Genomic DNA, 12,573 nt, shown 5'->3' on the forward strand with positions numbered 1-12,573 from the left:
CTTGAGACTTTAAATCGATTTTCAGACAGTTAAGGCTAAAAAAGGGGTCAAGATACTCTGGGTAATACTAAATTGATCATTGAAACCTAACGAAATTTTAAATTTTTATTTGTCTAAAATATGGAGCATTTATTAAAAGTAGTTAATCGACGGTCTCATTATTCCGTCTATTTGTCAGCCTTGTCTTATCTCCCAACCGATAAGTGCTGTCCCTCTTTTTAACTGGATTTCGCAAAAACCTTGATATATAAAGAAAAAGACGTATACTCATCATTCATACGTCAACTACTGTTTCGTATAATAACAAAGCATCCGTCTCGAAGCTTTTTTACTTCAACGATATTTCCTTTCTCTACTCTTTCTTCCAAACATATCTTTTCCCGACCAGTTCATATCTCGTATTCGAATTCGATCATAGTCTTGTATACCTTCGTACTGCCTATGTATGATCGACATATTTCCTCACCCCTCCCCTCTAAACCCCAACCCCTTCTCTCCAAGAACCTTCCGAAGCTTCGGTATCGAAGACGGTCCCATCCCGTGAAAAGCAAGAATCTCCTTCTCACTTAATCCAGCCAGTTCTTCAAGCGTCGTGATCCCGTTATTCTCCAACGCTCTTCTTGCCGGGCTTGAGAGAATCGATAGAAATCCTGTGTCAGGTTTCCGTTCTTTTTCGCAAACGGGACAAGTCGGGCAATCCCTTTTTTTCACATAGGTATGCCCGTTGTCGCATATCTTCACTTTTTCCTTAGAAGTCAAATCACTTCCCCCTCTTTTACCTTGTTCCTTGATCTCCACAGCCATGAAGTGAAAAGAAGAACCACCCCAACACATGTTGCAATCAGATGGTACACAAGTAGATCTCCCGTTTTTATATAAACAATCGCAAGTGTCCCACCAAAGATGACCATGATGGAAAACGACAGGCGTATAAGATACGCATTTATTTTCACATTTCCCCTCCTCACTTTCATTATTCCAAAATATGTTATTCTGTTCAATCCTTTCCTCATGGTAAAATAGAAAATATAACCAAAGGAGTCTGGTAATGTGAAATACATCATGATCGGGACGGCTTGTCTGATGGTCATCGGGATCATCGCAGGCACGTACTTTTTTGAAAAAGAGCCTAATGTAAGCAAACCGGAGACACCGGAAATAAGTGATCCCGGCCCCCCTCCACTTCAATCGGTGGATGAAACAGCACCTGTCGGATATTCGCTTCAACAGGATCAGCTGCAGATCACCTACAACAATGGAGCAAAGTGGATTCAAGTACCTGTGGAAAAAGATAATTTATTTCAAGGGGAGTATTCCGGGAGTGAAGATGAGCTGATAGAGGATAGTTATATTCTGACAGAAGATCTTGCTGCCTTCTTATATGCCGGTGATTATTCCGTCGATAAAAGCGTCCAATTACTTTTTTCAAAGGACAAAGGGGCGACATGGGAAGAGGCCAAGGTCACAGCTTCTTCTCCTCCACTCCGTTTCAGGAAAGTCGGCTTTCTCAATGAATCCTTCGGCTATGTGATCCTCTCTGCCGACCGGACGATGTCACAGGAAATGATCACCGTCTACTTATCGAAAGATGGCGGGAAGACCTGGAAGGAGATGCCCCGACCGGACATCACCCGACTCATTTACGACGGGGGCTTTATAGAAGAAGATACCGGCTTCCTCTCATTCGGCATCCTTAACCCGGAAGAACCGGACCTTCATGTCACACAAGACGGGGGAAAATCGTGGAGCAAGGCAACGATTGAGATTCCGGATCAGTATAAAAGGACCTTTGTCATAGCGGAAGTACCATTCAAAGAAGAAGATCACCTGGCCGTCTACGTCAATCAAGGTCCGAACGGTGATTATGAAGGCGGAAAGGTTAAAGGGAAATTCATCTCAGAAGATCAGGGACGGACCTGGTCATTCCAGAAGGAGGTTCGGCCTGATGAAACCAACTAAGAAGATAACCGGGCGTATGCTTTTCGTCTTATCCATCGTCTTATTCATTTTCCAGATGGGATACCTCTTCCTCCACGCGACATATGAATTGGAATACATCGATAATCGTCTATTCTATGCAATAAATATCCTAATCGTGGCGGGCATGGCTGCTTCTATCTTACTTCTCTTTTCCATTCCGAAAACGTGGAAGATCATCTCATACGTGATAGTGGGTATTCTTATCCTCCTTCAAGGGGGACTCATCCTGAACCATAGTCAGCAAACAAAGCAGATTGTAAGCTTTTCACCAGACATGAAAAATCAGTTCGTCTTAAAAGAAAACAGAAAAACGGGTGAAGCCGTCTATTACAGAACCTATTACCGGCTCTTCGCCCGACCGAAAGAAGTCCTTCCCTACGAAACACAAGGGAAATTCAAGCTGAAGTGGCTTGAAAATGACATTGCGGCGTTGACCTATCAAGCCGCTGACAAAAGCATTCACCAGTACATCGGCACATACGGCGCAAGAGATTCAGGCATTTCCTACACGTATGTCGGTCCGACGATTCAGGGTCAATGGGAAGGAAACGGTGCAAGAATCGAAAGCAGACCAGACGGAATCTCCGTCAACTACAATGGAAAATCCGGAGAGTATAGCTGGGACAATGTCGTCCAATTCGGAACTATTGCCATCGTTCTGATGCATAATGGGGAAGCGGAATGGACCATTGGATTAAATGAAAATTTCCAAAGTCATTCGAATGATCCGAAGCCTCCAGCAGGTGATATAACTCTATATCAAGTAACTATGAAATCTGTAAGGCCCATCAGACTTACGTATGTGGAATGAAAAAGGCAGTCGTGATCGTGTAGACGATTACGACTGCCTTATATCTTGGTTTACACCTCTGCCTTGGCAGAAACTCTCCTCGCAAGACCTTAATCCACCTCTACTTTTTCAGAAGGATCGGATTCCTTATCCTCAATGTTCACCGTAGTGATGTAATATGAATCTCCCTTTTCGGCTTCTTCATCAAAGAAGCTCTTTCGTTCATGTGCAGAAATACTTGCAATATGTTTGTACTCTTTCGCATCCACAGCCTTTTTATAGACTCTATATCCCATGACGGTATCACTTTTTACCGAATGCCATGAAACCGACCCTGTATCTACCTGAACAGTCGTTGGAGGTTCTGGCGCTTTCACTTCATTGACGTTTGTTTCAGAGATGAGTTCTGTATACACGACCAGCCGATCCGGATAGAGATGCTTGTCATGATTGAACGTACCTGTGCATGTAATGACATTCAGGTTCCGTTTATCCGATGGACCGAAGATTTTCTCGATTGGCGCTTCGTCACTCGGATAGCTTTCCTTTGATTTCACCTCAAACGTTCGCTTCATTCCTTCTTCATCTGTGACGATGACCTTTTCCCCTATCTCGATGTTCTTTAGATAAAAGAAGATTGCCGGTCCTTCTTTACTATCGACATGACCAGCAAGGACAGCATTCCCCTTGGCTCCGACCTTTACACCACGATCATACCAGCCAACGACATCCGTTTCTTCCGGAACTTCCATTTCCCCGTTCTCAAGTAGTCCGACTGGGATGACGTTCGTATCGATGTCCATGCTCGGGATCTGGACATGGGAAGGCGTAATTCCTTCTTCTTGAACCTTTACCTGCTCTTCAAGCTCTGTCTTCTTCTTCTTTAAAGAGTCAAGAAGAACAAATTCTTCTTCCTTGTGGGCGGTACCCACCCCGCTTTTGGTTTTTTCTTTGTTCACTGTCGGTTTCTCGACGGATTGGGCGGTGCTGGTATCTTTCTCAGGTTCATTTTTGGCGATTGCCTGAAAGCCCACTGCACCAATCATCAAGACTGCAATCAGTATGATAAGCATTCGTTTCTTCATCGTTTTCCCTCCACTTAAGAGAAGAGAGAAGAGCGTGATCCCGCTCTCCTCATGGCTCTATGTTTATTGTTGATCCGCAAACTTCTTCTTGATGATGATTCCGCCAGCCATCATTGCTACCGCTACAAATGTGATCCATGCGGCCATCGGCATTCCTTCATCGGCTGCTCCACCCATTCCGGTGTTTGGCATTTGTTCCGGCATGTCACTTGAAGCGAACTTCTCAGGATTCTGCTTCACAATCGCGTCCCCAAGAGCTTTCCCTACACCGAACATGAATGCATAACCTTCACGGAATGTATCGGTGCTTGCTTTATAATCTTCCGCTACATACGAGTCGAACGCTTTCACGACTTGATCTTCATGTGTTTTCAAAGAAGAGATGGCCGCGTCTTTCGGAAGATTTCCTTCTGTTGCCGTTGCCAGGAACGTACCGAATTCTTCTGTGAACATACCGAGGCTGTCTTTCGCTGCCTTCACCCCTTCATCGTCACCTGCCAGTGTCGCGCTCACAAGATCTGCCTGTGCATTGATGTGCTCACTTGTCCATAATTTCTTGAATTTTGCCGCACCTTCTTCACCATAAATGGATCCGATTGCTTTCGTCCAAGCTTCGGTGTTCATATCTTCTGCCCAAGTCGCTGTATCATAATCAGGCGCTTCGTTGACACCTTTTTGCATGCTCATCGCTGCCAGTGCAAAGTGTTCTGCAGCCAGATTATTGAGTGTAGAGCGTAATTCCGCTGCCGGTGCATCTACTTTCGTGTTGTTGAATTTATCCGGCATCTGCGTCACGATCGCTCCGGATAATGCTTTCGAGATATCGAACATTCTGTCGTACCCTTCTTTGAAGTTCGTTTGATATCCTTTGTAGTCTTCTTCTACATAGCTGTCAAATGCTTCGATGACATCCATTTCATGTGCTGTTAATACTTCTTTCGCTGCCGCTTCAGGAAGATTTCCTTCTGTTGCTGTTGAAAGAAAGCTTGAGAATTCGTTGACGAAATCTTTCACTTCGGCTTCAGCCGCTTTTCTCATATCTGCGTCGTCTGATTTTGCTGCTTCAACGAAATCCGGTGAGTATTCATTATGCCCTGCAAAAATTTCTTCGAATTTCTGAGCACCTTCTTTACCATAAATCGACTCAATCGCCGGTGTCATATCCAGTGCATTTTGATTAAGTGCTTCATATGCCTCTTTCTCATCCGGTGCATCCTTGTAATCCTTCACCATAGCGTTGACCGCTAATACATAGTGTTCAGATAGTAATTGATCCAGTGTGGAACGAAGATCGGAAGCCGGCGTCACCGCTGTCGGTGTTTCTGCCGCGAAACTTGCCGTTGGAGCGAGTAGAGATAATCCTAACATCGGTGCTGCGATTTTCTTAAGTAGTTTTGTTTTTTTCATTTTTTAAACTCTCCTTTTTCGTTTTGTTTTTTTATTCTGGTAAGATAACGCAGCGTATTTTGATATGGATCACTTTTTTATAAAAAAATTTTATACTGAATAGGAGAGTTTACTTTTTTAAAAAAGAACTCTGAATTACAGACAATTCACAAAAACCCAAGAACGCAATTAAGAACAAATACCCTCTTATTCCCAATATAATGGGTTGTCACACCCACCTACCGCTTGAGCCACCTACCCCATGAATAAAGAACTTTCCAGGTACAGAACCGTTCAGCACGTTCTCAATAACACGTCTTCATTACTGGAATTTTCGGAATACGGTAATCATTATTAACATACCAACCTTAAGACCGATAACTACTATATAAAATAGGAGGTGTTTTTTATTATTATTTTAGAAAACCAAATTGTTTCACCTTTATTACTAAAGACCGCAATTGATTTAAAGCTGCCGATCTACTACGATACGGACGGGCGACATCCGGCGATCCGTGAAGAGGATAAGGTGCTGACCAATTCTGAAAGCTGCTTGACCGTTTTGGAAAAAGAGGCTCCTTCCCATCCTTTTACCACCGCATCCAAGTTGGTGAAGAACAAGGCCCGCTTCCGTCAATTCTTATCAAGTGTGTACCCCGACTATTACTTTCGCCTCGTCTCACTTGAAGAGTTACTTCAGTTGAACAAGGAAAAAATCCCTTTCCCGGTCGTTATTAAACCGAATAAGGGATACTCGAGTATCGGTGTTTATATAATCGAAACGGAACAAGAGTGGGACCAGGCAGTGGAAGGCTTATATGCAGACCTGCTACTCACGAAAAATACATATTCCAATACGGTTGTTAACGGTGAAGAAATCATCATAGAAGAATGGATCGATGGAGACGAGTATGCCGTGGATTGTTATGTCACTCCTTCAGGTAAACCAGTGGTCCTGAACATTCTCAAAAGGACTTTCATAAATAACCGGGACACATCAGACAGGATATACTTTACGTCGAAACAAGTGATCAACGAGATCAAGGAAGAAATCGAGGACTTCCTCCATATGCTAAGTGAACGAATGGACGTAAAGAACTTCCCCTTCCACCTTGAGGTGAGAAAAAGCCGGAAAGGGATCAGAGCCATCGAACTGAATCCACTCCGGTTTGCAGGAGCTGGAACGACTGACTTGAGTCATCACGCATTCGGAATCAATGGCGCGGAACATTATTTTCAAAATAAAGAACCCGATTGGGAAGACCTTTTATCTCAAAAGGGAACTGAGGTTTACGGGTTCTTCTGTGCAGAGATCCCTTTGGAAATCAGTAAGCATTTTGTTGAATCGATTGACCATGAAGGGCTTATGGACAAATTCAGCCAAGTCCTTGAATACCGGGCTATTCAGGCGTCAAATGATCGGACTTTTGCCGTGATTTTCTTCCAAACGTCCGATATGGATGAATTGCAAGCGTTACTGCATCTGGATTTATCCACATTCATCAGGTTAAAACAAACAGAGGAGACCGCCGTATGATGAAGAATTTATTCAATCCGAAAAAATCGATTCAAGCGCAATTATTTTTAAGCTTCATTATCCCATTTTTTATTTTAGGCGCACTTATCTTTTTATTTATCCGTTTCTTGACTGGGTACATTTTTGAAGAGCACGTATTGCCTCAATTTGATCAGCTGTTGACGATAAATGGAGAAAATTTGGCTAGGTCAATCGATGAAACAGTCGTGAATGACATCATCCAAAATGAGGATAAAAGCAACGGAGCCATGGGAAATGAGTTAGACCAGTTTATTGAAGGAAAAGAAGGCATTGAGTATGTGTATGTTCTCACACAAAAAAACGGGAAGGATTTCATCGTAGGACTGAACGACAGCCCTGACACAATGGTCGAATCCCCCTTCACCGACGATCAGGCAAAGGCATTCTCCAACCGGGAGCCTGTCCTTTCATCGATTTATTCAGATGAGTGGGGAACGCATAAATCCTATTTCGTCCCACTTGAAGGAACGAATGCCATTGTCGGCATCGACATGAGTGCTCAATTTATATCAGACTTAAAAAGGAATATTACAATATTCCAATCCATCTTCATCGGGATTGCTCTTCTCCTCGGTGCAATCTTATCGTATATCATCGGCAGAAGAATGAAGAAAAACTTTGAACAGCTTTTGTCTTCCATGAGTAAGGTCACCAATGGCGACCTAACGGAAAGCATCACCACTGACCGGGCAGACGAAATCGGTACCCTGGCCGCCCGGTACGAAGAAATGAGAACGAGCTTGAAACAGGTGATTCACCATGTACAGGGCAACGCCAACCAGATCAATGACACAAGCGCCGTCCTATTGACAGCCTTTGATGAGTTAGCCGACGGTTCCAATCAAATTGCCATCGGAACAAGCGAAGAAGCCAATGCTACCGAAAGCCGTTCCGCCCATATTGATAAAATATCTAATGGTTCGACTCTCATGTCCAACAAAATTACCAGCGTAGCCAATCAAACAAAACAAATTGATCAATTCACACGAAGCACCGGTCAAATCGCCAAAGAAGGAACCGGAAAAATCAAGAAAATCCAAGACCAGATGAACAAAATCAGATCCAACGGGGAAATCAATTCCACTAAATTGACTCAACTTGATGGAAAGATTTCTCAAATCAACCGGGACATCGATCTCATTAAAGACGTCGCAGATCAAACAAATCTGCTTTCCCTCAATGCTTCCATAGAGGCTGCTCGTGCAGGAGAAGCAGGAAAAGGATTCTCCATCGTCGCCCAAGAAGTGCAGAAATTGGCGAGCCTTACCGATGAAAACGTCAAAACCATCAATGCTGTACTGAAAGACATCACGGACCAGACAAATGAAATGTTGCACGCTAATAAAGAAATCAACACAGATATCAAAGATGGTGCCGACCTTGTTTCAACAAGCGGAGAATTGTTCCAACAGATTTTCCAAGCCGTAGATTCCCTGACTGACCAGGTAGCTACCATGGTAGAAGATGTGGCGGACATACAAGACACCTCCCAAAGGACAGTCGAATCCATCCATGAAGTAGCCGCCATTTCCGAAGAAGGTGTCGCCACCATCCAGGAAATCTCAGCTGCCTCTCAACAACAACATTCCACCGTCAGCATGTTACGAAATCAAAATCAGGACCTTAAAGAATTGGCAGATTCCTTAAAGAAACTTGTCCAGAACTACAAGCTGTCATAATGAAAATAGAAAGCTCCCGGCAGATACAGTGTTGCCGGGAGCTTTTATGTCATTACACCAACTGTCCGCCTCCGTATCCCGAATACCATTCCCCAAACTTCTTCATCCCCGAATCCTCTTTCACCCGGTTGTATTCGATAAAATCACCTTCATCAAATTCAGCCATCGTTTTATGAAAATGGCGCGGAATAAAGATATACCAAAGATCGGACCAGCTATTCACATTCTCGGATCCCCTTATTTTTTCTGAGATGACACCCGGAGATTCACTCTCAAAGAATCTCATTTCCTCCCCGTCATAGTAAGCCAGACAGGACCTGAATTCACATGCTCTGTTCTCCTCCCCATGCATCAACTTTAAAATTCCCTCGATGCCGATCGTGTCCAGCATATGATTCACATATGCCCTCGGGAAACCATTCAATGCCGAGATGAAAAAGCCGGAATCCAGCGCTATGCATGGCTTTTTCACGATGGAGTATGCCTGCAACACTTTTTGTTTTGCGATTTCCTTGATGTCATCACTTCTCGGTTCACTTAATTCTGCCTCGATCGGCAACACCTTTATGTTCGCCAACTCCTTTTGGGCAGAAGCAATTTTCCCTTTGTTAGTGGTGACTAAGATGATTTCTTTCATGGTTTTCTCTTTCGTTGTTATCACATTTCCTCCTCCCGATCCTGAATGCTTTCATCCAGCTGTGAGTCGCTGACTTTTTTCAATTGAAGCTGATGATACCCTAAGACAATAGCTAACGCGCCCATCACAAATAAGATGCTTCCTCCCACCAAATAGGTATTGATATAGCCTTTTAAAATAACGTTATAATTTAGAGCGTCGCTTCCATTATTGAATAACTGTGCCTTCGCAGTGGCAGTCCCAAAATAAACATTAAAGAAAAACATGATAAAACCCACTATCGTTGACAAAATACCCAGGATGATGACAAGAGTCAAGTTATCCTTTGACATGGGCGTTTCCCCTTTCGTAATCCTCTATTGATCAATCCGCACCGGCACCTCCACCGCCTCCGCCATCAAAGCCGCCTCCACCACTGGAATATCCACCATCAGACGAACCCGATGATGCGCTCGGAGGAGGACCGCTCCACTTCCATGAATTCGTCAGAAACTCGTGAGGATTCTGGCCCGATAGGATAAGGGCTGTAAGGGGTGCTGCTGAAAACAATGTACTGTCTTCCATACCTGCACCCGATATTCTTTTCAGTTTCCTCTTTCGTTCAAACAAAAGGGTCCGGATCATCCACACATCTATTTCCTCGCTAGTCCCCTTAGGGTACCCTTCTCTCTTCACATGTTTTCGGAATCGGCGGATGCCCTCTTTTACATCAAGTGCCGGTCCTGATAACGTATGGCGTGGGACGAAGAATAAGAGAAATAAAGTTATGAAAAGGCATAAAAGCAGGAGAAAAATGGCGGTTTCATCCTTGAGTTGAGCAACCGCAAAAAATGAAATAACACCAAAAACGAGTACCGGCCACTTCTTTTCATTCTTCCACCATAATAAAACAATGGACCCACAACCAATAATTCCATAAAACCACATGGCAAACATCGATTGCATGTCAAAATAATATGCACATAAAGTTCCGACTACAACGGATAGAGGGGTAAGTTTCGTAATGAAGTGGAACCAGCGATCATGGAGGAGTCCCGCTTCCTTCGCTTCTTTCAACACTTCTGCAAACCACTCTCTTTCCTGTTCCTTCAGTGTCTTGACCTTCGTATGATACTTTTTCACATGGCGGCTGAGATCTTTCTCACTCTTTGTCGCCCCAGCAAGATCGGTCATAGCAAAGGATGCGGAACCGTTCTTTCCTCTTCTTTTAAAAATCCAGGACACCAGCTTTTCTTCCATCGTCGATAAGTGACTTTCAGAGGTTAAGGTAAAGAACAAGGTTTCATCCGGTGACCGGGCATCGCTGAGAAAACGGGTCGTCGTTTTCTGTCTGTGGACCGTTGCCTTCCCTCTTTCCACAAGGGAGTATAATCCTGCCATCAATGCTCCATGGGTGAACTTCCCCCGCCTATGGACCATATATAAAAGAAGGGGATCCGACTCCTGTACATCCCTCGTTCGCCCACTGCCTCTTATTCGGCCAAGCATGAATCCAAGCATCATGATGAATAAAACGGCACCTAGGGTGAGTGCGAGCCCACCCAGCACTTTATTGTATGTTTTCATTTGAGCTTCCCTGTGAGCGACAAGGGCCGCACGGTCTTCTTCTTCCTGGATGGCAGCTTCCAACGATTTTGGAGCCGCGATCTTTTCCTGCTCACTCATAACTGAAGAAGGGAAAAGCACACGGGTTTCCGTTAAGGAATACATATCGGAAACAGGGGTGGTAAAGCGCACCACCTCTGGCCCCTCCTCTTCCACCTTTCCCTTTGGACCGTGAAAGAAAGCGTGATACTCTGCCGGGTCGAGTTTTTCAGGAAAAACAAAATCAATCGTTACATTATGTAAATCAATATCATGATTGCTATCCGTTCCGAAAAAAGGAACCGTCACATCGCTATATGAATCATACGATTTCACGGCACCCTTCAACTCATACGCAAATAAAATGGTCTTCGTGGCGTCCTCCACGGGGAATGGTGAACGATACGTGCCATCCTCCCGTTTCACATCAAGCTGACGGAGATCCCCGTCCTCGATGAAGCCAAGCTCAGCCTCATCATTGATCAGTTCAGAGGCTTTAAACCACTGCACTCCCTCATGGTGATCCCCATGGATGGCCCTTCTGACACTCTTGTACTTTCCATCGAACGTGTACGTGAACAATTCATTGACCAGCAGATTCCCATTCGGCTGGATCCACGCACGGATTTGTACTTCATCAATACTATAGGACTTCGCATAAGCCGTCTGTCCAAAGGAGAAGAGCAGGATAAATAGGATGGCTAATTTCTTGAACATACGCTTTACTCCTCTTCATTAAAAAATCAGGACTTATGATAAAAAGAACCTTCTTACTTCATTCCAATTCTCCACGCGTACATATCCCGACTCATACCGGTTATGAGGAGCTGAAAATAATATCCCCTCTCCCTTAAAGTCTTTAAAATGCCTTGGGCTGTCGTCTATCAAATAGTCTGCATGAATAATGCTTTTGTTACCGCAGAAAACAAATTGTAAGTCTGATAGAAACGGGAAATGTTCTTTTAACCATTCGTATTTTGCCGTAAAAGAAGTAGGATGCTCCATTGCCGCAGTCGTGATGTAAATGTCATAGAATTCACTCAGCTCTTTGATCACTTCCTGACTCCCTTCCATTACTTCTAAATCCCTAAAGAAAGTCGGGTCATCAATATGCGAAAGGATGTCATCGGCATCATGGGGACGGATCTTCCAAAGTCTTGTCCCCAATAAGTCCTCTGGAGTCAAACTCTCGTTATATTTCTCATTAAATATATTCAGGTGCTTTTTATGTAAATCAGCGATTACTTCATCCATATCAATGGCTATCCTTTTCATACGTCCCCTTCCCTCTGGAGAAGATATTCTTCACGCAGAAGCCCATACACCGCACAATCCTTATATTGATCCTTAGCATTGCGGATCATATGCCAGATGACGCCTTCCTGCTTCATTCCGGCTTTTTCCATGATCCTGCCTGAAGCGGGATTATCCGTATTATGGGCGGCGGATAATTTGTGTACATTCATGTGGATAAAAGCAAATTCCACCACGGCTTTCAACGCCTCGGTCCCATACCCCTTATTCCACCAATCATATCCAATGGAATAACTGACCTCACAATTTCCTGTAGATGAATCAAAATCATATAAATCAATCTCTCCGATCAAGCCAGGGGAATCCTTGAGTTCGATTCCCCAGTGACAAAACTCTTTTGCAATGTACCCATCCACAGTCTTCTCCATTCGCTTATGTGTTTCAGCAATGGTCTTGTGCGCCGGACTAACACGTTGATCGGAAATCCGTTCATCAGATAACCATCGATCAAAGGCTCTCTGCGTATCGTCCATACACATCCTTCGAAGATTCAGTCGATCAGTTTCTAATGCAGGTGTACCGATAAATCGAAACATGCCTTCACTCCAATCCCATATAGA

General features: G+C 44.0%; 13 protein-coding genes. 4 read left to right on the forward strand and 9 right to left on the reverse strand.

Annotation, left to right across the window (positions count from 1 at the left end):
• Positions 1–462: 462 nt before the first annotated feature.
• Together ACSQ2E_RS19320 and ACSQ2E_RS19325 are read right to left on the reverse strand one after the other, a co-directional pair.
• Positions 463–759, reverse strand: a complete 297-nt coding sequence (locus ACSQ2E_RS19320; RefSeq protein WP_435993241.1) for an RNA polymerase alpha subunit C-terminal domain-containing protein — start codon at positions 757–759, stop codon at positions 463–465.
• On the reverse strand, positions 756–953 hold the full coding sequence (locus tag ACSQ2E_RS19325; protein WP_435993243.1) for a hypothetical protein: 198 nt from the start codon (positions 951–953) through the stop codon (positions 756–758). The genes ACSQ2E_RS19320 and ACSQ2E_RS19325 overlap by 4 nt, the downstream gene beginning before the upstream one ends.
• A 97-nt stretch (positions 954–1,050) precedes the next feature.
• Here ACSQ2E_RS19325 and ACSQ2E_RS19330 point away from each other — a divergent pair, with 97 nt between their 5' ends.
• Both ACSQ2E_RS19330 and ACSQ2E_RS19335 read left to right on the forward strand, forming a co-directional pair.
• Positions 1,051–1,959 carry a WD40/YVTN/BNR-like repeat-containing protein gene (locus ACSQ2E_RS19330; RefSeq protein WP_435993245.1) on the forward strand — a complete coding sequence of 303 codons (909 nt, stop codon included), beginning with the start codon at positions 1,051–1,053 and terminating at the stop codon, positions 1,957–1,959.
• Positions 1,946–2,791 carry a hypothetical protein gene (locus ACSQ2E_RS19335; RefSeq protein WP_435993247.1) on the forward strand — a complete coding sequence of 282 codons (846 nt, stop codon included), beginning with the start codon at positions 1,946–1,948 and terminating at the stop codon, positions 2,789–2,791. Before ACSQ2E_RS19330 ends, ACSQ2E_RS19335 begins: the two co-directional genes overlap by 14 nt.
• A gap of 89 nt (positions 2,792–2,880) precedes the next feature.
• Here the strand turns inward: ACSQ2E_RS19335 and ACSQ2E_RS19340 are convergent, their stop codons facing one another.
• Positions 2,881–3,855: a sortase domain-containing protein gene (locus ACSQ2E_RS19340; RefSeq protein ID WP_435993249.1), complete on the reverse strand. Its 975-nt coding sequence runs from the start codon at positions 3,853–3,855 to the stop codon at positions 2,881–2,883.
• Positions 3,856–3,918: 63 nt separating this feature from the next.
• The gene (locus ACSQ2E_RS19345) at positions 3,919–5,262 is read right to left on the reverse strand and encodes a copper amine oxidase (RefSeq protein WP_435993251.1); all 1,344 of its coding nucleotides are present in this window, start codon (positions 5,260–5,262) and stop codon (positions 3,919–3,921) included.
• Between the two features lie 379 nt (positions 5,263–5,641).
• Here ACSQ2E_RS19345 and ACSQ2E_RS19350 point away from each other — a divergent pair, with 379 nt between their 5' ends.
• Positions 5,642–6,778, forward strand: coding sequence for an ATP-grasp domain-containing protein (locus ACSQ2E_RS19350; RefSeq protein WP_435993253.1), 1,137 nt, complete (start codon positions 5,642–5,644; stop codon positions 6,776–6,778).
• A complete protein-coding gene (locus ACSQ2E_RS19355; RefSeq protein WP_435993255.1) occupies positions 6,775–8,478 on the forward strand; it encodes a methyl-accepting chemotaxis protein in 1,704 nt (567 codons plus the stop codon). The genes ACSQ2E_RS19350 and ACSQ2E_RS19355 overlap by 4 nt, the downstream gene beginning before the upstream one ends.
• A gap of 52 nt (positions 8,479–8,530) precedes the next feature.
• Here the strand turns inward: ACSQ2E_RS19355 and ACSQ2E_RS19360 are convergent, their stop codons facing one another.
• From ACSQ2E_RS19360 to ACSQ2E_RS19380, 5 genes are read right to left on the reverse strand one after another with little or no spacing between them, the layout of a single operon-like run.
• Positions 8,531–9,139 (reverse strand): non-canonical purine NTP pyrophosphatase, encoded by a 609-nt coding sequence (locus ACSQ2E_RS19360; protein WP_435993257.1) that lies wholly within the window; start codon positions 9,137–9,139, stop codon positions 8,531–8,533.
• Positions 9,136–9,447 carry a hypothetical protein gene (locus ACSQ2E_RS19365; protein WP_435993259.1) on the reverse strand — a complete coding sequence of 104 codons (312 nt, stop codon included), beginning with the start codon at positions 9,445–9,447 and terminating at the stop codon, positions 9,136–9,138. Before ACSQ2E_RS19365 ends, ACSQ2E_RS19360 begins: the two co-directional genes overlap by 4 nt.
• Positions 9,448–9,478: 31 nt before the next feature.
• A complete protein-coding gene (locus ACSQ2E_RS19370) occupies positions 9,479–11,416 on the reverse strand; it encodes a DUF2207 domain-containing protein (RefSeq protein WP_435993261.1) in 1,938 nt (645 codons plus the stop codon).
• Positions 11,417–11,449: 33 nt separating this feature from the next.
• On the reverse strand, positions 11,450–11,974 hold the full coding sequence (locus ACSQ2E_RS19375; RefSeq protein ID WP_435993263.1) for a 5' nucleotidase, NT5C type: 525 nt from the start codon (positions 11,972–11,974) through the stop codon (positions 11,450–11,452).
• Entirely contained in the window at positions 11,971–12,549 is a 579-nt protein-coding gene (locus tag ACSQ2E_RS19380; protein WP_435993265.1) for a GNAT family N-acetyltransferase, read from the reverse strand. Before ACSQ2E_RS19380 ends, ACSQ2E_RS19375 begins: the two co-directional genes overlap by 4 nt.
• Positions 12,550–12,573: the final 24 nt, after the last annotated feature.

The organism is Rossellomorea sp. LjRoot5, assembly GCF_964253455.1.
Classification (GTDB): Bacteria; Bacillota; Bacilli; order Bacillales; family Bacillaceae_B; genus Rossellomorea.